We start from the raw sequence: 23,188 nt of genomic DNA on the forward strand, positions 1-23,188 counted from the left end.
TTTTTTGCGTCGCAATATATCTGACAATCGGCTTACTTAATATCTGACGAGGGGCTTACGGAACTTGCGTGAATCTGACAGAAGTTCTCGTAAGCCCCTGTAAGAAATAGCGATTTTGGATGGCCTGGAGCGTAGACATGAACGAAGAATCCAATCATATCGAGATTAAATCTGAAAGCCTGATTTCAGGCTTGGCGGAGCAGTTAATGAAGGTCATGCCATTTTCTGAAATGGAATTGGCCGACATCAGTTATTTTATTGAAGCCTGTTCAGAGCAATATTACGCTCCCAAAGAACTTATTATTGGGCCGGATTTTGATGCACCGAAATTTTTATATCTGATCCGACAGGGGAGTGTGGTCGGCGAGCGGCTTGAAAACGGCGAGGAACATAGGTTTGAGCTTGAGGCAGGTGAGATGTTCTCGGTCGGCTCAGTGCTCACTGGGCGGCCAGTCAGCACCCACTATCGTGCACAGGGTGACTGCTTTATTTTATTGTTCCCAGTTTCAAAAATTCCTGAAATGGGTGTGCGTGCACCCGTTTTTATTGATTATTTAAAAAATCGTTTCAAGCTGGCTTTACAAAAATCACAAGAAACTTTAAGGCAACATTTTGCTGCAAAAGCTGCTGAAACCCAGTTGCAACAAAATACCCTTGGCGCGCTTTGTCGCCGCAAGCCTGTATCCGTAACGCCCGACACGCCTTTGCGACAAGCCCTTGAAAACATGGATGAAATGCGGGTTGGTTCGATTCTTGTCATTGACCCTTCCGGTCAATTGGCTGGTATCCTGACGCGCTACGATTTATTAAAAAGAGTGGTTTTATCGGAAATTGATTTAAATATTCCAATTTCCAATGTCATGACCAAAAACCTCAAAACGCTGCAGGCAGATGACACCGTTGAAGCCGCTGCCAATTTAATGATGCAAGAGTCAATCCGGCATGTGCCGGTGCTGCAGCATAATGAGGTGGTTGGGCTGATTTCCGAGCGTGACCTGTTTACCTTTCAGCGCTTCTCGGTAGGCAACATTGGCGCGGAGATCCGCGCCGCACATACCCTTGACGGGCTAGTGGTTGCTTCGGCGCACATTCGTCAATATGCCAGAAACCTTCTTAGCCAAGGGGTTACTGGTCATCGTTTGACAGGGCTGGTAAGTTATTTGAATGACGCCCTAACGGATCAGCTCATCAAAATAACTGCACCTAAATTTAATATTGACCTCAATCAAGTTTGCTGGCTTGCTTTGGGCTCGGAAGGCCGTGAAGAACAGACGATTGCGACTGACCAAGACAATGCCTTGATCGTTCCTGACGACACTTCTGATGCTGCGATGCAACAATATCTGGCCTTTGCGCGAGAGGTGAATGAAGGCCTGGACGCTTGTGGCTACCCGTTGTGTAAAGGCAACGTGATGGCCAGCAATCCAGATTATTGTCGGCGTCAGCGCGACTGGGTCAAGCGGTGTGCACAGTGGATTGACGCGGGCTCACCGCAGGACCTGCTCGACTCAAGCATCTTTTTTGATTTCCGGCCGATATCGGGCAATGCAACGTTGGCGCAGCCCATGCAGAAATATGTTGCTGACGCAGCAGAAAAAACCCCGCGCTTCATCGCATTGCTCGCCACCAATGCGATGAAGTGGAAAGTGCCATTGACCCTGTTCGGTGGCATCGACAGCGAGAAGATTGGCGGCAAGCCTGCGATCGACGTGAAACTGCATGGCACGGCTTTAATTACAGACTTTGCACGTATTTACGCATTGGCCAAAGGCATCACCGAGCGCAACACCAAAACCCGACTAGAAGCCGTAGCGGCAGCTTTGGGTTATGACGATGCACGTGCAGCTGACTGGGTTGCCACATTTGAGTTTCTGCAGACCTTGCGTCTGAAGGCGCAAATGGATGATGATGCCTTGGGTGGCAACCCCAATGCGGTCGCCATGTCTAGCTTGAGCAAAGTTGACAAGGTGATTTTGAAGGCTTCCTTTAACGTCATGCAAACCATGCAGCATCGTCTAAGGCTTGACTATGTTCGATAAATTATTTGGCCGCAGCCCAACACCCGAAACACAGCCCCATGCTGATGCCTACGAGCTTGTAGGCACTTGCCGCTGGGTGGTGGTTGATACCGAGACCACGGGTTTGAACATTCGCCACGACCGCATCATTTCCATTGCTGCGGTGGCGGTGCATCTGGAGCCAGACTTAAGCGATGGTCACATACCGCTGGCCGATACATTCGAAGCGGTGATACACCAAGCGCACCCCAAAGCAAAAAAAGACAATATCTTGATTCATCATATTGGTGTGGATGCGCAGGGCAAGGGCCATGCCGAGGCTGATGTGCTTGGCTGGTTTGTGAACTGGGTCGGTGATTCACCGATCTTCGCCTACCACGCGCCGTTTGACAAAGCCATGATTGCCAATGCCTTAAAGCACGTCGGCATGCCTGAGATGAGCAATCCCTGGGTGGATGTTCAACCGATTGCCAATTGGGTGACACGTCAGTCCCACGCACTTGGTCTGGACGAATGCGTTGAGCACTTTGGGCTTGAAAGCATCGCGCGCCATTCGGCTGCGTCGGACACGTTTGTGACTGCTGAGTTGTTGTTAAAGCTTTTGCGCCACACGCAATCGGTGGCAACAGACTTTAAGCAACTGCAGCAACTTGCCTCACAAAACGCCACCCGGATTGGTTAGCGCAGTACCAGAAGTTCTTGCCTAACAAAATGCTTTGACCTGAGACTGCCATCTATACTCAGTGTATGTCCTCGCTATCTGCCAGCTAGGTTTTGTGGGCTGCAACTTGTGAATCAGTCACCTCAACTAACCCCAGACGTATCTCGGCGCAAGCGCGACTTGTTTGTCGCGCTGTCCGGTGTAGCCCTGACCGTTGCGATCGCTGCATTTGATGCCACGATCATCAGCACGATCTTGCCGCGAGTGGCACAGTCGCTAGATGGCATGGCGCTATATGCCTGGGCTGGTACGGGCTATTTCCTTGCATGCTCGGTATCTATTCTGATTTTTGGGCGGCTCGGCGACCTGTATGGGCGCAAGACACTGATGTTGCTGTCCTTGGTGCTGGTCGCCTTGGGCTCAGCCTTGTCGGGTCTGTCTCAAACCATGGGCCAGTTAATCGCGTTTCGCGTACTGCAAGGAGTGGGTGGCGGCATGATGATCGCGACGGCATTTGCTGCGCCAGTTGACCTGTTCCCGGACCCCAAAGAGCGCGTGCGCTGGATGGTGATGTTGTCTGTGACGTTTGCAGTCTCCAGTGGTATTGGCCCTGTTTTGGGGGGCGCCATCACTCAGACGCTGGGTTGGCGGGCGGCTTTCTATGTCATTCCAGTAACGGCGGTAGCCGCACTTGTATTGGTGTGGCGGTACTTTCCTTTGCTGCGTCCAAGCTTGGGCAGTCCGATCAAGCTCGATTGGATTGGTTCATTCTTATTGCTCTGGTTGGTTGCTGCCCCTTTGGTGGGGCTGGAGTTTCTCACCATGGGTAACGACACTGTGCCTACTTGGGTGGCCTTGCTCACGATCGTCAGTGCCTTACCGATCGTTTGGGCCCTGATGCGGGTTGAGCGTCGGGTTTTGACGCCTATTTTTCCGTTGAGAGTGCTAGAGACCGCTCAGATGCGCTACCTGAACTTGGCGGCCTTGCTCTCAGGCGCTGTCATGTTCGTACTGATTTTTTACATACCGCTGCAACTGCAGGATGTGTTTGGCTTTAGCCCGACCTACACCGGCTTTGTGATTGTGCCTCTGGTTGCTGGTATTCCGATTGGCAGCATTATCAACGGGCGACTATTCCCGCGTGAGACCAACCCGCAGCGACTGATGGTGTTTGGCAGCGTGCTTCTGCTGATCGGATGTATAGGCTCTCTAACCTTTACAGCTGATAGCAGCCAGTCATACATGTTGATTGTTATGGGGTTTTGTGGGTTGGGGCTTGGGTTCCTGCTGCCAAACTACACGCTATTTAGTCAAATCATTGCCGAGCGTGAGGACGCAGGCGTGGCCACTGCGCTGGTTCAGACTACCAGAGCGCTAGGTAGTGCGATTGGCACTGCTCTGGTTGGCATGGTGATTGCCGAACTGTCGATTCAAAGTGGCTTGCGTATTGGATTGGTGGCTACGGTCATAGCCAGCGTTGCCATCGGATGGCTGGCTTCGCGCGTCAAAATGAATAATTACACTTAAAAGACGATCAGCAGGCGACGTACAATCGGCTCATGCCGTTAGATACTGCACCAAGCCTGTGAAGCCCCTCATTTCAGAGACCATCATTGATAGCAAGCTAGAGCGTTTGTTTTGGCTGGGTGTCGTGTTGGGTTTGGGTTTGTCCTTTTGGTATCAGGTCAATCAGATCGTCGATGGCGACCAGTTACAAATGATCCATCGAGGCTACCAGGCAGCCTACTCGGGGATCTGGCCATCAACTGGCAATGCTGCCAGCGTGGTGGGTGATGTACCAGGGTTTCTATCCACGGCTCTGGTGGCCGTTCCCTTAATGCTCTGGGACTCGCCTTACGCACCGATCATCTTATTGCTTGCCATGCGATTGGCCGGCTTTTTAATGATTGATGTAGTCATTCGTCAGGCCTTGCCAGACAATATGGTGCCGCGTTTGTTACTTGTGCTGTTGTTGTGGCTAAATCCATGGATTCAATACGACAGTCTGCTCTACAACCCGGCCTACTTGATTTTTTGCGCTGGCCTGCATCTGTATACGGCTTGGCGACTACGGGACAAACCGGATTTTTGGAGCACCTTTGGGCATGTGCTTTCGATTGGATTTGCCATGCAATTGCATTTTTCCTGGCCATTGCTGGTTTTTATTAGTCTGTATCTGTGGTGGCGGCAAATAGTTCGGGTTAACTGGTGGGCTGTATCAGCCGCGGTCTTGGTGGTGATTGCATCCTTGCTGCCTTACCTATCTGAACTATTGGCTAATCCGCATATCGCTCGCAACGAAGATCCGGATACGCATGAGCGCTACATTGGTTGGGGGGCGGTACATGTCTACCCAGTACTTAAGTCTCTGATCTATTGGTTGCGATATGGTGCCTGGGCGTTTCCGAGCAAACTGGTCAACGATGCAGGCTTTGACTGGCTTGCCGCTTGGGGCTGGCTTGAATACGGCTTGGTTTGGCTGTGGCGAATCGTGCAATACCTCTTGGCAGCGCTGACGATTGTGATGGCCTTGATTGCCAATATGGCTGCGTGGTTCGATATTCGACAACATTGGCGCAGGCGTGATGGCGCTGTGACAGATGCAGTCACCTGGTTGCTTCTGTATTCGTTCGGTGCTTTTTGGGCGATGTTAGTGAGTGCTGGTCTGGCACCAATCGTATTCAACTACTGGCACTTGATACTGATTTTTCCGGCTGCCATCATGCCTGTACTCATTTGGGTTTATTGGGCGTTTTTTAAAGGCAGTGCTGTTTCGCTTAAGCCGCTTTGGTGGGTTGCGGCATTTTTTGTGGTCACTAACTTGGTGGCTATTTCGGATAGCCGAAAGTTCTCTTGGCAAGCGAGCTATGCTGACCAGGTCAGGCAATATGTTGACAAAGAGATTGGTTCTGCTCGTCCATAATCAAGGCAATTGTTTCAACCGGTTTCAAATCCGTCTCAATTACTTGCCAAGTGTTGTGGTTGGTACGACACTTTCACCATGAACCCCGTAAAAAAACTGCTCGTCGTTGATGATGACCCAGAACTGCGCCAGTTGCTCTCAGGCTATTTGAACAAGCACGGGTTTGATACCTTGCTGGCTGCCGATGCCAATGACCTTGAGAGTTTGATTGCCCGGTTCACCCCCGATCTGGTGGTGCTTGATCGCATGATGCCAGGGCGAGATGGCATGGCAGCGTGCCGGGATTTGCGCGCCCAGGGCGAGGATGTGCCTGTCTTGTTGCTCACAGCCAAAGACGAACCTGTGGACCGTATTATGGGATTGGAATCCGGTGCCGATGATTATTTGGGCAAGCCTTTTGATCCGCGTGAGCTTTTAGCCAGAATTGAGGCAGTTCTTAGACGCAAGGCCGGCCCTTCGGCATTAAAGCCCAATTCACCCTATAGCTTCGGTCCGTTTAAGTTCGACCCGGTGACTCGCGAGCTTTCGCGCGGTGATGAAGTGATCCGCCTAACCGGCGGGGAGATCAATCTGCTCGAAGCGTTGATTAATCATGCAGGCAAGCCATTGTCGCGTGAGCGCTTATTGGCACTGGCTCGGGATGACGACAGTGGTGAGCGTAACGATCGCGCAATTGATATTGCTATCTTGCGCTTGCGGCGTGCGATTGAAGATGACCCCAAATCCCCACGCTGGATACAGACAGTCTGGGGCACGGGCTACCGGTTCTCGCCATGAGATGGCCTGGTTGGCGTCCACTGGCGTCGCTTCGTTCACGATTGGTGCTCTTGGTGTTAGCGACCTTGCTCGTCGCTCAAGCGTTAACGGTCTATGTCATGGTGACCTACCAGCGCGATGAGTTGCAGACAGCGACAGCCAATTTGTTGGTCACCAGCATCACGACATTAAAGTCTGCCATTTCCATGGTCAGGCCCGAGCGTCAGGCAATGTTTGTGCATCATACTTCGCAAGGGCAGTGGCGATTATTGGACGAGCCGCCACCGCGCGGTGCCCGATTTCAATCAGCAGATGGGCTTGAGGCCGGCGCTCAAAATGCGCAAGCCGTTCGGCGTAGCCTGAGGATGCTGTCGCGCGAAGTCAATCGAGCGCTTGGATCGACAGCGCGTGTGGCTGTCTCGGCAGGCGCCCAGCCATATCTGTACGTATCATTAGGTGAGAGACCTGGCCAAGCACCGTGGCTTCGCATCCCATTGGACCGAATTGACCCGCCCGTCAGGGTGCCGTTCTTGCTTTGGTGGCTGTTGGCGCTGTTTGTCTTGGCCATGATTGCCCTTTGGTTTTCTTGGCACATTACGCGCCCCATCACCCGACTGGCTAAGGCCACGGACATGCTGGCTAGTGGCCGGCCTGAGCCGGTCAAGCCGTCTGGCCCGACCGAGACCAGACGTTTGGGTGAACACTTCAATTCAATGCTAGAGGCGCTCGCGCAAACCCAGCAAACTCAACAGACACTGCTCGCGGGCTTGCCGCATGACTTAAAGGGGCCCATGGCCCGCATGGCCCTGCGCATTGAGATGACTGAAGATCAAGCGCTGAAAGCAGGCCTAAAGCGTGACTTGGCCGACATGCAGCACATGACTGAGCAATTCCTGGATTTCTTGCGGGGGCAGGACATCAGCCGTTTGAGGCTTGAGCAGCTAAGACTTGATCGCTGGTTGCAAGAGCAGGTTAACGAACGCCGTCAGTTAGGCCAAGACATTGCCTTGATTGGTCATTTACCGATTCTTGAAGTAAGTGCTGACCAAGCTGCCTTGCAGCGCTTGTTGAATAACCTGATTGACAACGCCTTAACCCACGGCAAGCCTCCCGTGGAAATTGCACTTGAGCAAATTGATCCCAAGTTCGCTTGCTTGACTGTCTCTGACCATGGCGCAGGGCTTGATCCGTCGCAGTATGAGCGAGCCTTCAAGCCCTTCGAGCGCATTGATGCAGCGAGGTCCAGAAGCGGCAATGTGGGCTTGGGTCTAAGCTTGGTCAAAGGCATTGCGATTGCCCACGGTGGCTCGGTTAGTTTGGCCGCGCACGCATCTGGTGGGTTGAGCGTGCAAGTCAAGCTACCGTTATCGGGTGGTAATTAGTCCGTTTAAAAAGAACAGAGGCCTCTTTCGAGGCCTGCTTGGGTTGGCTAGTCTTCGTTGGGTTGCGGATTAGCTTTGCTTGGACTTTTTGCTCTGGACTTTGGATTGCATGTAGTCCTGGACCACGGACTTTTGCTCATCTGAGAGCGTGTCCCAGAAACCAAGCCACTGCTGTTGAATGCTCTGACGCGCTTGCTGCATTTTTCCCATGCGTTCGTCTTGTTGCTTGAACATTTCACGTGGGTCAAATTTGCCTGACTCAGTGGCTGATTTGCGTTGCTCGCGAGCATCACGCATGGTCTCGCGCATGCTGTCGCGCATGGCCTTGCTTGCTGTTTGTGCATCAAAGAATGCGGCTTTTTGAGCGTCAGTCAGGTTCAGTTTCTCAATCACAGCACTTGGCAGTTGCATCATGCCACCACGCTGCTTTTGTCCATGTTCCATGCGTGCCGATTTGTCATTGCAGCTGCCTTTGCCCATTTTGTCGCCATGGCCACCGCCATAGGCCAATACAGCACCGGAAGCCAGCGCCATCGATAAGCCGGCGATCGCGGAACGAGCAAATTTACGGTTTGTCATGTCATTTCTCCTTGATCAGTTGACAATTGCATTGTCTGACCGAGACGGTTTCGAAGTTGTTTCGTTCTGAAAGTAGTTGTTTCAGATGGTTTCAGGTTATTGGATGTTTGATAAGGGGCTCAGGTTATATTTCCAGAAAATCAACGTGTTAAGGCGTAATTAATCGTGTTGTCAGCTATTTTCTTTTTTGTGGCGGGACTGGCTTTGTTAGTGGTGGGTGCCAATGCACTGGTCAGCGGCGCCAGCAAATTGGCTTTGTCGTTTGGCTTGTCACCGTTAGTGGTTGGACTGACCGTGGTTGCCTTTGGCACGAGTGCACCAGAAATGGCTGTGTCCACGGGTGCCGTACTTGCTGGTCAAGGGGATGTCGCTGTCGGTAACGTGATTGGCAGCAATATTTTCAATATCCTCGTGATTTTGGGTTTGAGCGCAGTGATTGTGCCGCTAGCGGTGCATGTTCAGGTCATCCGCCAGGAGATGCCGATCATGATCGGATCAGCCCTGCTGTTTATGGCGTTCAGTCTTGATGGGGTGATTACATTTCTTGAGGGAGCCATCATGCTTGCCCTGCTAGTGGCTTACACGGCGTTTCTGGTGATTCAGGCGCGCCGTGCCCCTGCGCAGGCAGCTGCCGACTACGAGGCTGAGCTGCCTGCGGGTCGGCCCCAGGGCTGGATGGGCAAATGGTATGTGCAAGTCTGGTTCGTGATCGCTGGCTTGATGATGCTGGTGCAGGGTGCAGAGTGGTTAGTGGAATCTGCTGTTACTTTTGCGCGCGCACTTGGCTTGAGCGAACTCATCATAGGTCTAACCATTGTGGCAGCTGGTACTTCCTTGCCTGAAGTCGCTGCTTCGTTGGCGGCGGCCTTTAAGGGCGAGCGCGACATGGCAGTTGGTAATGTGGTCGGCAGTTGCGTCTTTAACATCCTGGGCTGCGTTGGCCTCGGAGGTCTGGCAGCTGGCATTGACGGTTTGCCGGTGGCGACATCAGTTTTGAATTTTGATTTGTGGGTGATGTTGGCAGCGTTTATCGCTTGCTTGCCTGTATTTTTATCTGGCAGAGAAATCGCTCGCTGGGAGGGGGGTGTGTTCGTGGGTTACTACGTGGCGTATGTGGCCTATCTGATCTTAAGCGCACAGGAACACAGCGTGTTACCCGCTTATTCGTCGGTTATGTTGAGTTTTGTTCTGCCGATTACCATCATCACGCTGGTGGTGGTCAGTATTCGGCAGACAAAGACTCAATGATGAGACATTATTCAGATCGGGTCTAGACCAAGTACCGAGCGAAATCGATTCTTGATATGTACGCCATCACGAATCGGTAAAGCCTTGGGCACATCGTCTGCTCTCACCAGAACCTGAAACAAGCTAGTCTGTGTCGGCGCCTGAACGCAAGTGCTTATGTCTGTTAGTTTGCTTTGATCTGTGACCAGATGGCTGTTGGCGATTGAGCAGGCTTTAGCGACTGCAACCAAATCGGTACCCAGACTGGTGTGGCTGTGTTGCATCCCGGTCTCACCGAAATGTCCATTGTCCAGAATGACGAGCGTCAGATTCTTTGGTTGTTGGGCGCCGACGGTCGCTAAGGTCCCCAAGCCCATCAGCTGTTCACCGTCGCCAGTGAGCACCACAATTGACTTTGCTGGCTGCGCTAGCGCAAGCCCCAAACCAATGCCAGCTGCGCCGCCCATGGCACCCCACAAATAGAAGTTTTCGGGGCGGTCACCTGCAGCAAACAAGTCGTATGTTGATGAACCTAGCCCAGCAACAAATAGGGCATTTGGGCAGGCCTTGACGAGCGCAGCTACGAATTCACGGCGATTGATGGTTGGGTTAATAGAGTGACTCATAACGATTAATCCTTGGTCCATTTTTTACGGCCAATCAGGCGCTGTGAAATCAGGACAGCGACTTGCTCACCAGCCACGAAGGCTGAATCTAGGGCAGCGGAGACGACATCCTCGACCTCGGCGGGGTCGGTAACGCGCAGAACCCGAAATCCCATCATCTGCAAGCAGCCTTCGGTGGCCTTGCTCATTGGTGTTTGCCAGGGGTTAAATTCAGCGTATTCGCCGCGCATGGTGATGATCGTTAGAAACGGAATGCGACAGCTATTGAGCAAGGAGAACATATTGATGCAATTACCAACGCCACTGCTTTGCATCAGCAGAACGGACCGCTCACCACCAAGCCAGGCACCGGTGTTGATGGCTACGCCTTCTTCCTCGGTGGTCAGCACGACCGCTTTGATGTTTGGGTCAGCTTGCGCCTTTTGGATGACATGGGCGTGACCGGCATCGGGCACATAGGTAACTTGTTTGATGTCGCCAGCTTTCAGAACATTAAAGATATCTTCCTTCCAGCCAGCAATGCTAGTGTCAGATGCGCTCATTGATTAACTCTGTACTTGGTTAGCGATCCGTTGTTTATACCGGAGTCGCGGACCTTGATCCAGTTGTTTCATCCTTTGCTTCAGTAGCAGCACTCGTCGGTGGTTTGGCATTTGGCGGCAGCGGCCGCTTGGCCATCCAAAAAACAACCGCGCCGATCAGCGCAATACCAGACAAAATCGTAAAGCCAAGCTCATAGTCACCTGTGGCATCGCCCAAAATACCAGCCACCAACGGCCCAATGCTTTGCCCAAAAGCACTTACCATAGCCGAGACTCCCAAGATCATGCCGATGGCACGCCGCCCAAAATAGTCTGCGCGAATGGCCTGCATGAAGGGGCCTCTGAGTCCCCAGGCGAATCCATGCGCAATGGCGAAATACATGAGCTCGATCACGCCAGTGGCATAGGTCAATACGAATAGAGCGCTGGCGTGAAGCAACATGCAGGCTGCTGCTACCATGCGCTTCTCAAATTTGTCGCCAAGGTAACCGCCCATCAAGACACCAAAGACCTGAAACCCAGTCATGATCATGATGAAGACAGACGCTTGTGAAATCGAATATCCCAGCGATAGCCGCATATGGTTAATCGCATGAGTGTTGACTGTCATCACGACGATCAGTGCGATTGCATGTCCAGCAGCCAGCAACCAGAAAGCTTTGGTTTTCAAAGCCTGGCGAGCGGTGAAGTCAGGTTCTGGCGTAGCCGGTTTGTTGGCTGATTGTTGTTTGGATTCGGCTTTGCTGTCGATACCGTCGACGACCTCGCCAAAGTCTTCTGGTCGCCTGCGAAACATGCTGGCTAGCGGGTAACCGATCAATAAAGTAACAACGCCGCTGCCAAGAGCAGTTGCACGCCACCCAAATAATTCAATTGAACCGGCAATGATGGGCACAAATACGCCACCCATGGCAAATCCCAGTCCAACAATGGATAATGCGCGTGCACGTTTTTTTTCAAACCACTGGATGATGGCAACATTTAAGGGAAAGTAACCGGCCATGGATGCACCCACGGCAATAATGGCGATGTTGATGTAAAAGCCAAACAAGGTGTCGATTTGGCTCAAACCAATAAAACCCATCCCAAACATGATGACGCCAATCTTGATCACGCCCTTGGAGCCAAATCGATCCAGAAACCAGCCAAGTACAGGACCCAGTAGGGCTGCTTCCATGGATAACATGGCCGATCCGGCAGAAAGGGACGTTTTGCTCCAGCCCATTTCGGTGGTCAGTACCGCCACGTAAGCACCAAAAGCTTGATGCAGCATCATGGCTTGAATAATCTGCAAGCCGCAGGCTGCAAAAGCCATCTTCCAGCCGTAAAAAATCTTCATGGTGTGCGGTCAGACGTTGAACGGTTGATCATGATTGAGGCGAGAACCTCTTGAGCATTTAAGCTCTCTATGTTGGCAAGGTTGACACACTGCTTCCCAAGGCAGCCGTAATGCATTGGTGAGGTCGCTGTAAACAGGCCAATACAACGAGCACCCGCAGCATCTGCCAGGTGCAGTGGTCCAGTATCACCACAAATAAATAGATCACAGGCTGCTAGAAATGCGCCTAGGTGGCGAAAATTTGACGACTGCCAGGTCAATGTCCCGGTGATGAGCGGGGTAGTGACATCAGGACTGAGAATTTCGACCCATGTAATGGGTTCGTTGGCTGCGGCGTCAAACTTGCGTCGAATGGTGTGCCAGCCTTCGTCAGCAATGATCTTTTTGCCTCTGGCACCACGAAAGTAGGCAATGCACAAACCGGTTTGGTCACGGAGTTGTTTGACTTCACGTTCTGCTTGATGCTTCTCTTCCGGTGTCAAAGTCATTAAATGGTTGACGTTCACTGGGGCTGTTGACTCATTGAGCAAAGCCAGAGGGGTTAACGCTGCGTGTGGGCTTGCGTTTTCACCATGGACTGCGTGGGGATAGACTCTGAGCGTCCTGCTGTCAGCAAAAGTGACTTTGTTGCGCGCGTGGATCAGTGCGCCGATGATGATGTCCGTGGACGATGGGTGCGGCATGAGCAATAGGTCATACGGTTGTTTGCGACATCCCCGGAGTGTTTTAAAAAATTGCCACGCACTGGTGAATGCAAAGTGCGACACCCAGATTTTGTTTAATGACATTGCATCAAAGACTCTCGCTTGCGACGGTGCAATCACCATTAATTCAACTTTTGCTGTCGGATACGTTTGTTTAACGGCATTCAGAAATGGCAACAGGAAATACATGTTGCCAATGCGCTTATTGTTTCTTAGTACCAGTATGCGACGGATGTCTGAGGTATCCAGACGTTCATGTAACAAAAATTTATCTCGTCCAATCAAACCGTAGAGCCACGCGTTTACCCCTTCCGTATACCGACGGCGGAATTGATCAAAGCGGCGCAACAGATTTCTGAACATGGGTAGGAAGTGAGGGGCTGCAAATTGCAGCAAGTTGTAATCTTAGTACAGTGAATGCCGACTGCTATAGTGATTCGAATGAATTAATTGAGAGCTTTTGTATGACAAAAACCTATCGCATTGCCATGATTCCTGGTGATGGTATTGGCAAAGAGGTCATTCCTCAAGGACAGTGTGTTTTACAAGCGTTAGCTCAAAAAACGCGCAGAGCCCAATTCGAGTTTGAATCATTTGATTGGGGAGGTGACTACTACCGCAAACATGGTGTCATGATGCCTGACAGTGGAGTGCAAACCTTAAAGTCATTTGATGCGATTTTGTTTGGCTCGGCTGGCGATCCGGACATTCCCGATCACATTACGCTTTGGGGGTTGCGCTTAAAGATCTGCCAGGGTCTGGATCAGTATGCCAATGTCAGGCCTACCAGAATCCTGCGAGGCATTGATGCACCGCTTAAACGTTGTGGACCCGAGGATCTGGACTGGGTGATTGTGCGAGAGAACACGGAGGGTGAATACGCCGGAGTTGGTGGTCGTGTGCATCAAGGACATCCCATTGAGGTGGCCACGGATGTCAGTATGATGACACGCGCCGGTGTGACACGGATCTTGCGATATGCGTTCGAGTTGGCACGTTCGCGGCCGCGCAAACAATTAACCGTAGTGACTAAATCCAACGCCCAACGTCATGCCATGGTGATGTGGGATGAGATTGCCAATGAAGTGGCGAAAGACTTCCCGGATGTGACCTGGGACAAAGAGTTGGTAGATGCGGCTACTGCCCGGATGGTCAATAAGCCTAGATCAATCGACACCCTGGTTGCATCGAATTTACATGCGGATATTTTGAGTGATTTGGCAGCAGCCCTAGCAGGCAGCCTTGGTATCGCCCCGACAGGGAACCTCGACCCCGAACGACGATACCCATCCATGTTTGAGCCGATTCACGGTTCGGCATTTGACATCATGGGTAAAGGTTTGGCTAATCCGATTGGCACCTTTTGGTCAGCAGTCATGATGCTTGAGCATCTCGGTGAACAAGAAATGGCCGATCGACTGATGGCCGCGATTGAAGCAGTGACAGCCGATCGGTCTAATCACACCAGAGATCTTGGTGGAGCGGCCACCACCGAAGCGGTGACGGCCGCTGTACTCAGAGCCTTAGACGTCTAGACCTGATCGAGCGCTTGTGCCAGATCTGCTTTTAGATCATCTATGTGCTCAATGCCAATCGATAGACGTACCATACCTTCGGATACACCTGCCTTGGCGAGTTCCTCTGGATTGAGCTGGCGGTGCGTGGTCGAAGCCGGATGCGTGGCCAGGGATTTTGCATCGCCAATGTTGACCAGACGGGTAAAGAGCTTGAGCCCGTCCAGGAAACGAGCACCTGCTTCACGGGCTTTGCCATCGGTGGTTTTGAGGTCAAACGACAGAATGCCTGAAGCCTTGCCATTCATTTGGCGCTGAACAATGGCGTGGTCCGGGTGGTCAGGCAAGCCTGCGTACTGCACTGATGCGACCTTGGGATGATTTTTTAGGTACTGTGCAATTGCCATGGCATTCTCGCATGTACGGTCCATGCGCAGCGCCAAGGTTTCAATACCCTGAAGAATCAGAAATGAATTGAAAGGTGACAGTGCTGCGCCTGTGTTACGAAGCGGGACAACTCGAGCTCGACCAATAAAAGCGGCGGGGCCCAATGCTTCCGTGTAGACCACCCCGTGATAACTGACATCCGGTTCGTTTAAGCGCTTAAAGCGTTCTTTGTGCTCAGCCCAGGGAAACTTGCCACTATCGACGATGATCCCCGCGACCGTTGTGCCGTGACCGCCCATGTACTTAGTGAGCGAATGCACCACAATGTCAGCGCCATGTTCGATGGGGCGCAGAAGGTAGGGGCTTGGTACGGTGTTGTCCACAATCAGTGGTACGCCATGGTCGTGTGCGACTTTGGCCAATGCAGCGATGTCCGTGACATTACCAAGCGGGTTACCAATGGATTCGCAATAGATAGCTTTGGTCTTGGCATCAATATGTTTAGCAAAGCTTGCTGGGTCACGCGGATCGGCAAATCGGACCTCAATGCCTTGTTGCGGCATGGTGTGGGCAAACAGGTTGTAGGTGCCACCATATAGGGTGCTGGCTGACACGAAGTTGTCTCCCGCCTCAGCAATCGTTTGAATCGCATAACTGATTGCCGACATGCCTGATGACACTGCCAAGCCTGCGATGCCCCCTTCAAGAGCCGCCACGCGCTGCTCAAGCGCATCGTTGGTTGGGTTCATGATTCGGGTGTAAATGTTGCCCTGAACCTTCAGGTCAAACAGGTCAGCACCGTGCTGGGCACTATCAAATGCATAGGCTACGGTCTGATAGATTGGCACCGCAACTGCTTTGGTGGTGGGGTCTGGCGAATAACCGCCATGAACGGCAATGGTTTCGAGCTTCATCTGTCACCTCGTTGTTATGGACCTGGCTACTTTACCTAAATAACCAGGGTTTATGAAATAGCTTAAGAACATTAACTCATAAGCATGAGCGTTGAACAGCGATACATGCACCCATGCAGGGATATTGCTAGGTCCCAGATCTATTCGCGATCAGACAGTCCGGTGTTTTGCCGGAAAACCAGCGGCTGTTCGTTACTTGATGGGCATGGTCGGTTGATGAGATGGACAACACGCTCGTGATAAGGGCTTTTGCTGCATACTGGGTCGGCTTGGTTGGCTTGTCCCGTCAAAAGCCAGGCCTGACAGCGACACCCACCGAAGTCTTTGTGTCGTTCATCGCAACTGCGGCATGGCTCAGCCATCCAGGCTTCGCCCCGATAGGCATTGAAAGCTTGTGATTCGTACCAGATTTCATGAACACTGCTTGTTTGCACGTTGGGCAAATTTAATCCAGGCAATTCACGCGCGGCATGGCAGGGCATGGCCAGGCCATCGGGGGCGATCGCTAGAAACACGTTGCCCCAGCCATTCATACAAGCTTTGGGGCGGTCTTCAAAATAGTCTGGCACCACAAAAATAATCTGACAACGATCGCCGATCCGTTTGCGGTAGTCATTGACCACGGTTTCAGCATGCAAGAGCTGGTCTTTGCTTGGCATGAGAGCCAGGCGGTTTTTCCAGGCCCAGCCATAGTACTGTGTGTTGGCAAGCTCCAGATACTGTGCATCGAGATCAAGCGCCATTTCAATGATCTTGCCCACATGTGCAAGGTTGTGGCGATGCAAGACCACGTTCATCACCATAGGCCAGCCCTGGCTTTTAATCAATTTCGCCACGCGCTGCTTTAACTCAAACGTGCGGGTGTGACTCAAGAAATCGTTCAACTCAGCGGTCGAGTCTTGAAACGACAGTTGCACGTGATCCAAGCCTGCAGTTTTTAGGGCTTTGGCGCGCGACTCGATTAACCCAACGCCCGAGGTGATCAGGTTGGTATAGAAGCCAAGCTCGTGGGCATAGGCGACAAGCTCTTCGAGGTCATCGCGCTGCAACGGCTCTCCGCCAGAAAACCCAAGCTGAACGGCACCAAGCTCACGTGCCTGCGCCAACATATCTTTCCACGTTTGCGTGTCGAGTTCTGTTGTGATGGTATCGAGATTGACTGGGTTGGAACAGAACACACAATGCAGCGGGCAGCGATAGGTCAATTCGGCCAACACCCAAAAGGGTGGCTTGATGGCAGTTGCGTTTGAGGTGGTTTCAAATGAGCCAGCCACGACGTTTGGCCTCTTCAATCAGTTGCTGAACTTCAGGCTCGATGCCGCTGGTGTTAAACAAAGCTTCAAGTTCAGCCGTAATAGCCGCAACAGTCTTTGAACCATCACAGCGTTTGAGTATTTCAGCTGCTGATGGGTTTAGTTGCACCATGCCTTCGGGATAGAGCAACACCTAGCTGTCCTGGGCTTCTTCAAACTGCAGGCGCATGCCAGGTGCAATTCGGGGTAACCAGTCCTGATCAGTTGCCATTATCGATTCGCCTCGGCACAGGCCAATTCGATGGCGTCGAGCATGCACCATAGGATATCGAGTTTGAACTGCAAGATATCTAGCGCGCGTTGTTGTTGCTCGGCGGTTTTAAAGTAGTCAAGCGTGACGCGCAAGCCATGGTCGACATCGCGCGAGGCTAACGGTATCCGTGAACGGAAATAGGACAGTCCGGCCGGATCGATCCAGGGATAGTGCTCAGGCCAGCTCGCAAGCCGGTCCTTGTGAATTTGCGGTGCGAACATTTCTGTCAAAGACGAGCATACAGCTTCTTGCCATGGCACTTGACGGGCAAAGTTCACATAGGCATCACAGGCGAACTTCACACCGGGCACGACCAGTTCAAGACTGGTGAGTGTATCGCGCGACAGTCCAGCCGCTTCGCCTAAGCGAATCCACGACTCAATCCCACCCGCATCGTCACCTTCATAGTCACCATGGCCATCATGATCAAGTATCCGCAAAATCCATAATCGGCGCTCGGCACGATCAGGCATGTTCGCCATGACCGCGGCATCCTTGCGAGGAATGCATGCCTGGTAGTAGAACCGGTTGGCGATCCAAGTACGAACTTCAGCAGGCGCGCATTGCCCGGTATTCAGTCGGACATTGAAGGGGTGGTGGATGTGATATGACGTTCCTTTGGCCCGCAGCGCGGACTCAAACTCGGCGCGGCTTAATGCGGTGGTGATACGTTGGTGTTGCGATTGACCAGTATTTGTCGACATCTTTAAAACCAGATTTCCATACCATCGTATGCGACCTCGATACCGGCGTCTGTCAATATCTGACGCTCGGAGCTATCCTCGCACAGGATGGGGTTGCTGTTGTTGATGTGAATGAGAATCTTGCGGGTGGATGCCGGCAAGCTCGACAAAATCTCGATCATGCCCCCAGCACCCGATTGTGGAAGGTGGCCCATTTGTTGTGCCGTTTTTTTGCCCAGGCCCTGCGCGATCATCTCATCATCGGTCCAGAAGGTGCCGTCAACGAGCACGACGTCAGCGTTTTGCAAACATGCAAATACATCCTCATCCAGCTGGCCAAGGCCGGGCGCGTAAAAGAGTCGCTTGCCTGTGACCTCATTAATCAGTGTCACGCCTACGTTGTCACCCGGGCGGGGGTTATTGCGCCACGGTGAGTAGGGCGGCGGCTTGCTGTGAAGTGGTATCACTCGCGCATGTGCATCTGGCAGCCAGGACCATGTGATGGATTGATAGGCAAGTCCTGTCGCATCAGGTTCAATGAGATGTTGCTCTATGCCACAGTAGTGCGACAGCAATTTGGTTAGCGGCAAGCCGTCGCTTAGGTCTGCAAAGACCTCGGCTGTGGCATGCACCGGGAGGGCACTGGCGTTTTCTCGCAGCATCACCAGTCCGGTGACATGGTCGATTTGTGCGTCCATGAGCATGACGCCAGCAATGCCGGTGTCGCGCTTGCCGGTCTTAGGTTGTAACTGAGCACATCGCTGTAGTTGCGTCAGGATGTCTGGCGAGGCGTTCAACAAAAGCCACTGCAGTCCATCTCGTGACCAGGCAATCGACGATTGGGTACGGGGCTGGTAGCGAGCATCCCCTTGACGAACTGCCTGACAGTTTGTGCAGTTGCAGTTCCACTGTGGAAAGCCGCCACCGGCAGCAGACCCGACAACAAGTAGTCGTGTCTGCTGCATAGCATTAGCGATTGGCAATGTACATGGTGATTTCGAAACCGAAACGCATGTCAACGAACGAGGGAGTGGTCCAGGTCATGGTCAATTTCCAGGTTGGGTTGGTGCTCGATGGTGAGCTAGTTGATAAAGTACTGCAATATTGGCAAGATGCAAGCAAATTCCCGCCAGGTTTCCGGTTTTGATGCGGTGACGGCAGGCTATCGCATCTCGAAGAGTTCCTGGTGGAATTGTTTGCCAGCCAGGCCGTGATGTTTCAGATCTTCACGAACGGACGCTCCAAGCCCGGTTGGCCCACAGAACCAGACATGGCATTTTTGCCAGTGGGGGTTCTCCTGCCGAATGCGCGCTCCGGTCAGAGGCTTATGTTTGTCCGAGACAACGGTGGTGAATTGCACGCCCTTGGCTTGGCAAAGCGCGTTGATCTGATCAACCACTTCGGTGTGCTCATCGCGCACGCACAAGTAAAAATGAATCAAATTTGGCTGGCTGACCTCTGGCAAGGATTGCAGGCGTGCCAGAAATGGCGTCAGGCCCACGCCACCGGCAATCCAGATTTGGTCCGCATTCTGTGGCTCGAACTCAAAGCGACCGTAGGGTCCTTGCACGCCAACTACCTGCCCGAGGGTGAGATTTGTAGGGAGGGTCTTGGTGAAGTCGCCTAGGCGCTTGATGTGGAAACTGATGTCACGGCTCTCAGAATCCCAAGCTGATGAAATGCTGAACGGGTGGGCGCCTTCCTGATGGCTAAACATTAAAAACGCGAATTGGCCAGGCTCATGTCCTGGCCAGCTGGCATCGACTTTTGCATGAACTTCAATCATGTTGTCTTGAACATGTTCCTGCACTCGGGTTAGCGTTGCCTCATGCTGATGTCGATAGCCAGTCTTGCCGATCAATGAGACGATGGCACCAATGACGCCAGCTGCCAGCAGTGCTACCATGAGCCAGCCAATGGGGCTTTGCCAGCCAAGCTTGCTGAACAAAACCACGCTGTGAAATGCTAGCAACAGATAGATAATGGCCATCAGGCGGTGAGTCTTAAAAAACTGCCGGTAAGGCAGCTTGCGCCAAAGGGCAAAGAGGGCCAGCACGATGAGCGCATAGATGGTCCACTCACCCAAGTCTTTGGCAAAGCCACGGATTGCTGAAAACGGGTCTGCCCGATCAAAAAATCCCACCACACCCTCAGGCGTCTTGAAGGTGTCGGGTGGCACAAACCCGTGTTTGGCGAGCCACTTGGGTTCAAGCTTGACCAACCAATGGACCACGGCTGCGATCACAGCCGATATGCCTAGCCACTTGTGCAGCCGATAGTGTTTGTCGAGTCCGCCCAAGAGCGATTCGATTGATTGCAGCCGCATTGCCAGTATCATGCCAACAGACATCATCCCGATGGCAATAATGCCGCTGTAGTACAGCAGCGACTTGCGCAGTGCCCACGGCTCGAAGGTTAATTCAATCGGGGCAAGGCTTATCCAGTAGACGATAGACAGCAGTGAAAAGACAATCAGCCAAGCGATACGGATACGGTTCACGACATTCCTGCGTTATTTAAAAATTGAAAAGAACAATGACAAATCCTAACCCAGTTCTTAATCTACTTCTCTACCACGCTGCATCTTCCTACTATTCGATGATTGCGAGGTATGCGTTGACGCTGTCTGGCCAGCCATTTGAAAGCCACATGATGGACATTCATAAAAAGCGCGAGCAACTGCAGCCGTGGTATGCCGCCATCAATCCGGCGATGACAGTGCCCACACTTGTGCACGATGGCCAGGTACTCGGCAGCAGTGATCTGATCCTGCAGTACTTGGTCAACCGGTTTCCCGCAACATGGTTTGAAACAGATGCTAGCGAAGCTGGACGTACACACGTGCAGCAGTTAGTGGATTTGCATTATCAATTTGCAGTAGAGCGACTGACATTTAATGCAATCATGCAGAAACTGCCGCCAGTCAGAATCATGTTTCCCGTGCTGCTTCGCAAAGCCTGTCGTGAGCTAGAACAACAATTGAACCAAGCAAACCAGGATGCCGCAGTAGCAATCCAGCAAAAACTTGAGTTAAACCGGCAGCGGCTTGCCTACTTTGCTGAGCCATTGGCGGCACGTCAGGCCAAACAAATCGAGCTTGCCAAACAACTGATCAATACGTATCCAGACAGTCCACAGGGACCATGGCTGTTTGGCAAACTCCCAAGCCGTGCAGACGTGGTCTTGCTAGTGTTTTTAGCCAGACTCAATTCGGTGGGCCTGAATAACGAAAGCGTGGTGCCGCCGGAGCTCTCAGCTTGGTTCCAACAAAAAACCCAGACACAGGCATTTGTCGATGCTGATGTCTGGGTAAAGTTTCATCCTTGGCGATTACTGACGCATCGCTAGGAATTGATGGCACGTGGCTGCCCGATAGTTAAGCGATCTCTGGATCGGCCTCGATTTCCTCAGTCGTGGGCCGGCGCATGCCTCGAATCAGGTCCTCTACAGTCAAGTGTCCAACCTTGTTGCCTTTGCGATCGGTGATGATGAGTCTGTCACCCTCGGTTTCTGCAAATATCTGCAAGGCCTCTTCAATCGTGGTGCTGCCTTTGACAAGCGGCCCTTGATCGTCAGGCTCAAGCGGCTTCATGATGGCTCTGACCCGCAGTACTCGCGCCCGGTTGATGTCCTTCATGAAGTTGGCCACATAGCTGTCAGCTGGTTTCATCAGGATGTTTTGTGGGTCGTCATTCTGGACAATTTCACCGTCACGCAAAATCGCAATCGTGTCGCCGATCCGCAGTGCTTCATCTAGGTCGTGCGTGATGAAGACAATGGTTTTTTCCAGTTCGTTTTGCAGGTCGAGCAAAATATCCTGCATCTCGGTACGGATCAATGGGTCAAGCGCAGAAAACGCCTCGTCCATGAGCAGGATCTCGGCGTCAGTGGCTAGCGCCCGGGCCAAGCCCACGCGCTGTTGCATGCCGCCAGACAGCTGACCCGGGTAGTGGGTCTCAAACCCAGACAAACCCACCCGGTTGATCCAGCGCTCGGCCGTCTCCTTGATCTTGTTTTTGTCTGCGCCCTGGTTCTCTAGGCCATAGCCCACGTTCTCCATGATCGTGCGATGGGGAAACAGGGCAAACTTCTGGAACACCATGGAAATTTTATGGCGTCGCAGGTTTCGCAATGCCTCGGTGTCAAGTTGCAAGACGTCTTGGCCATCGACCAGGATTTGTCCTTCGGTTGGGTCAATCAGCCGGTTCAGGTGGCGAATCAGCGTGGACTTACCCGAACCGGACAAGCCCATGACCACCTGAATCCGATGACGCTCCATGTCAAGGTTGACGTTATTAAGCCCAATCACGTGACCGGTTTTTTCCAGCAGCTCATCTTTGCCCATGCCCTCATGAACGAGCTTCATCGCGCCCTTGGGGTTTTTGCCGAAAACCTTGTAAAGGTTCTTGATCGAAATGATGGTGTCAGCACTCATTAGCGTGTGCCCTCCCGATGTTTCTGCAGGCGCAAGCCAAAGCTTTGCGTGACTCGATCAAAAATAATCGCAAGCACCACCACCGCAATGCCGTTAAAGAGGCCCAAAGCGAAGTACTGGTTGGTCACCGCTTGCAGCACAGGTTGGCCCAAGCCGCGAACACCAATCATGGAGGCAATCACCACCATGGCCAAGGCCATCATGATGGTCTGGTTGATGCCAGCCATGATGTTAGGCAGTGCCAACGGCAGTTGTACGCGCATGAGCTTTTGAAAGCGGCTTGCACCAAACGCATCGGCTGCTTCAAGCGCCTCTTTGTCAACTAGGCGGATACCTAAGTTGGTTAATCGAATGACAGGCGGAATGGCATAAATCACCACGGCGATCAAACCTGGCACACGACCAATGCCCAAAAGCATCACCACGGGAATCAGGTAGACGAAACTTGGCATCGTCTGCATGACATCAAGCACAGGCAGGATCATTTTCTGGCCGCGGTTTGAGCGCGACATGAAGATCCCGATCGGAATGCCAATCACGATCGACAGTAGTGTGCACACCAGAATCATGGCCATGGTGCGCATGGTATTTTCCCACATGCCAAATAGGCCGATGAGTCCTAGCGCGATCACAATGCCAATGACTAGCTTCATGCTGCGCGAGGCCAAGTAACCCACGCCAGCGGTGGCAGCAATCACAAGCCACCAAGGTGACCCGAGCAACAGTTGCTCAAACCAGATCAGAAAATACAGCAGTGGCTCAAAAAATGCCTCGATGCTTGCGCCATAGGCACGCGAGAAAGACAGATAACCAGCATCGATCGTCTTTGACAGTGCTCGCAACGTCGCATCGGCTATTTGCGGAAATTCGTTAGACCAGATCATGTCTGCTCGCCTCGTTTATTTTGGGAATCTAGGGCGGCAGGTCCACCC

General features: G+C 52.4%; 23 protein-coding genes and 1 pseudogene. 10 read left to right on the forward strand and 14 right to left on the reverse strand.

The features are described 5' to 3' along the window. The first annotated feature begins 137 nt into the window (after positions 1-137). The 6 genes from DHf2319_RS02950 (at position 138) to DHf2319_RS02975 (ending at position 7,740) form a co-directional block, all read left to right on the forward strand. A complete protein-coding gene (locus tag DHf2319_RS02950) occupies positions 138-2,039 on the forward strand; it encodes a DUF294 nucleotidyltransferase-like domain-containing protein (RefSeq protein ID WP_243479309.1) in 1,902 nt (633 codons plus the stop codon). Next, positions 2,029-2,700 (forward strand): 3'-5' exonuclease, encoded by a 672-nt coding sequence (locus DHf2319_RS02955; RefSeq protein ID WP_243479310.1) that lies wholly within the window; start codon positions 2,029-2,031, stop codon positions 2,698-2,700. The genes DHf2319_RS02950 and DHf2319_RS02955 overlap by 11 nt, the downstream gene beginning before the upstream one ends. A gap of 108 nt (positions 2,701-2,808) precedes the next feature. Continuing rightward, entirely contained in the window at positions 2,809-4,206 is a 1,398-nt protein-coding gene (locus DHf2319_RS02960; protein ID WP_243479311.1) for an MFS transporter, read from the forward strand. A 58-nt stretch (positions 4,207-4,264) separates the two neighbouring features. After that, the gene (locus DHf2319_RS02965) at positions 4,265-5,602 is read left to right on the forward strand and encodes a hypothetical protein (protein ID WP_243479312.1); all 1,338 of its coding nucleotides are present in this window, start codon (positions 4,265-4,267) and stop codon (positions 5,600-5,602) included. Between the two features lie 78 nt (positions 5,603-5,680). Then, a complete protein-coding gene (locus tag DHf2319_RS02970; protein WP_243479313.1) occupies positions 5,681-6,379 on the forward strand; it encodes a response regulator in 699 nt (232 codons plus the stop codon). After that, positions 6,376-7,740, forward strand: a complete 1,365-nt coding sequence (locus DHf2319_RS02975) for an ATP-binding protein (RefSeq protein ID WP_243479314.1) — start codon at positions 6,376-6,378, stop codon at positions 7,738-7,740. Before DHf2319_RS02970 ends, DHf2319_RS02975 begins: the two co-directional genes overlap by 4 nt. A gap of 69 nt (positions 7,741-7,809) precedes the next feature. On the opposite strand, the gene DHf2319_RS02980 is transcribed toward DHf2319_RS02975, so the two are convergent. Next, the gene (locus DHf2319_RS02980) at positions 7,810-8,319 is read right to left on the reverse strand and encodes a Spy/CpxP family protein refolding chaperone (protein ID WP_243479315.1); all 510 of its coding nucleotides are present in this window, start codon (positions 8,317-8,319) and stop codon (positions 7,810-7,812) included. Between the two features lie 165 nt (positions 8,320-8,484). Here DHf2319_RS02980 and DHf2319_RS02985 point away from each other — a divergent pair, with 165 nt between their 5' ends. Further along, the gene (locus tag DHf2319_RS02985) at positions 8,485-9,567 is read left to right on the forward strand and encodes a calcium/sodium antiporter (RefSeq protein ID WP_243479316.1); all 1,083 of its coding nucleotides are present in this window, start codon (positions 8,485-8,487) and stop codon (positions 9,565-9,567) included. A gap of 11 nt (positions 9,568-9,578) precedes the next feature. Here DHf2319_RS02985 and DHf2319_RS02990 read toward each other — a convergent pair whose 3' ends face one another. Genes DHf2319_RS02990 through DHf2319_RS03005 form a run of 4 tightly spaced genes read right to left on the reverse strand, consistent with a single transcriptional unit; the run spans position 9,579 to position 13,153 of the window. Further along, positions 9,579-10,172, reverse strand: a complete 594-nt coding sequence (locus DHf2319_RS02990; RefSeq protein ID WP_243479317.1) for a thiamine pyrophosphate-dependent enzyme — start codon at positions 10,170-10,172, stop codon at positions 9,579-9,581. Positions 10,173-10,177: 5 nt separating this feature from the next. Further along, a complete protein-coding gene (locus tag DHf2319_RS02995) occupies positions 10,178-10,714 on the reverse strand; it encodes a thiamine pyrophosphate-binding protein (RefSeq protein WP_243479318.1) in 537 nt (178 codons plus the stop codon). 34 nt (positions 10,715-10,748) lie between these two features. Beyond that, a complete protein-coding gene (locus tag DHf2319_RS03000; RefSeq protein WP_243479319.1) occupies positions 10,749-12,053 on the reverse strand; it encodes an MFS transporter in 1,305 nt (434 codons plus the stop codon). Next, entirely contained in the window at positions 12,050-13,153 is a 1,104-nt protein-coding gene (locus DHf2319_RS03005; protein WP_243479320.1) for a glycosyltransferase family 9 protein, read from the reverse strand. The genes DHf2319_RS03000 and DHf2319_RS03005 overlap by 4 nt, the downstream gene beginning before the upstream one ends. Before the next feature lie 68 nt (positions 13,154-13,221). Between DHf2319_RS03005 and DHf2319_RS03010 the strand changes: the two genes are divergently transcribed. Then, a complete protein-coding gene (locus DHf2319_RS03010) occupies positions 13,222-14,292 on the forward strand; it encodes a tartrate dehydrogenase (protein ID WP_243479321.1) in 1,071 nt (356 codons plus the stop codon). On the opposite strand, the gene DHf2319_RS03015 is transcribed toward DHf2319_RS03010, so the two are convergent. The 6 genes and pseudogenes from DHf2319_RS03015 to pqqA all read right to left on the reverse strand — a co-directional run bounded on the left by DHf2319_RS03015 (position 14,289) and on the right by pqqA (position 18,865). Beyond that, on the reverse strand, positions 14,289-15,572 hold the full coding sequence (locus tag DHf2319_RS03015) for an O-acetylhomoserine aminocarboxypropyltransferase/cysteine synthase family protein (protein ID WP_243479322.1): 1,284 nt from the start codon (positions 15,570-15,572) through the stop codon (positions 14,289-14,291). The genes DHf2319_RS03010 and DHf2319_RS03015 overlap by 4 nt on opposite strands. 140 nt (positions 15,573-15,712) lie before the next feature. Beyond that, positions 15,713-16,846, reverse strand: coding sequence for a pyrroloquinoline quinone biosynthesis protein PqqE (gene pqqE, locus DHf2319_RS03020; RefSeq protein WP_243479323.1), 1,134 nt, complete (start codon positions 16,844-16,846; stop codon positions 15,713-15,715). Further along, a pseudogene (gene pqqD / locus DHf2319_RS03025) lies at positions 16,830-17,096 on the reverse strand (pyrroloquinoline quinone biosynthesis peptide chaperone PqqD). Before pqqD ends, pqqE begins: the two are co-directional and overlap by 17 nt. Next, positions 17,096-17,842, reverse strand: a complete 747-nt coding sequence (pqqC, locus tag DHf2319_RS03030) for a pyrroloquinoline-quinone synthase PqqC (RefSeq protein ID WP_243479324.1) — start codon at positions 17,840-17,842, stop codon at positions 17,096-17,098. The pseudogene pqqD and the gene pqqC overlap by 1 nt, the downstream one beginning before the upstream one ends. Positions 17,843-17,844: 2 nt before the next feature. Next, entirely contained in the window at positions 17,845-18,786 is a 942-nt protein-coding gene (gene pqqB, locus DHf2319_RS03035; RefSeq protein ID WP_243479325.1) for a pyrroloquinoline quinone biosynthesis protein PqqB, read from the reverse strand. A 4-nt stretch (positions 18,787-18,790) separates the two neighbouring features. Next, complete coding sequence (pqqA, locus tag DHf2319_RS13095; RefSeq protein WP_305802188.1) at positions 18,791-18,865, reverse strand: pyrroloquinoline quinone precursor peptide PqqA; 75 nt, start codon at positions 18,863-18,865, stop codon at positions 18,791-18,793. Here pqqA and DHf2319_RS13050 point away from each other — a divergent pair. Next, the gene (locus DHf2319_RS13050) at positions 18,834-18,968 is read left to right on the forward strand and encodes a hypothetical protein (protein ID WP_256462182.1); all 135 of its coding nucleotides are present in this window, start codon (positions 18,834-18,836) and stop codon (positions 18,966-18,968) included. The genes pqqA and DHf2319_RS13050 overlap by 32 nt on opposite strands. Positions 18,969-18,983: 15 nt before the next feature. On the opposite strand, the gene DHf2319_RS03045 is transcribed toward DHf2319_RS13050, so the two are convergent. After that, positions 18,984-20,321 (reverse strand): ferredoxin reductase family protein, encoded by a 1,338-nt coding sequence (locus tag DHf2319_RS03045; RefSeq protein ID WP_243479326.1) that lies wholly within the window; start codon positions 20,319-20,321, stop codon positions 18,984-18,986. A 35-nt stretch (positions 20,322-20,356) separates the two neighbouring features. On the opposite strand from DHf2319_RS03045, the gene DHf2319_RS03050 reads away from it, so the two are divergent. Beyond that, complete coding sequence (locus DHf2319_RS03050; protein ID WP_243479327.1) at positions 20,357-21,169, forward strand: glutathione S-transferase family protein; 813 nt, start codon at positions 20,357-20,359, stop codon at positions 21,167-21,169. Between the two features lie 28 nt (positions 21,170-21,197). On the opposite strand, the gene DHf2319_RS03055 is transcribed toward DHf2319_RS03050, so the two are convergent. Together DHf2319_RS03055 and DHf2319_RS03060 are read right to left on the reverse strand one after the other, a co-directional pair. Continuing rightward, entirely contained in the window at positions 21,198-22,256 is a 1,059-nt protein-coding gene (locus DHf2319_RS03055) for a quaternary amine ABC transporter ATP-binding protein (RefSeq protein WP_243479328.1), read from the reverse strand. Further along, positions 22,256-23,140: an ABC transporter permease gene (locus tag DHf2319_RS03060; protein WP_243479329.1), complete on the reverse strand. Its 885-nt coding sequence runs from the start codon at positions 23,138-23,140 to the stop codon at positions 22,256-22,258. The genes DHf2319_RS03055 and DHf2319_RS03060 overlap by 1 nt, the downstream gene beginning before the upstream one ends. Positions 23,141-23,188: the final 48 nt, after the last annotated feature.

Origin of the sequence: Orrella daihaiensis (assembly GCF_022811525.1) — a bacterium.
Lineage (GTDB): Bacteria > Pseudomonadota > Gammaproteobacteria > Burkholderiales > Burkholderiaceae_B > Algicoccus > Algicoccus daihaiensis.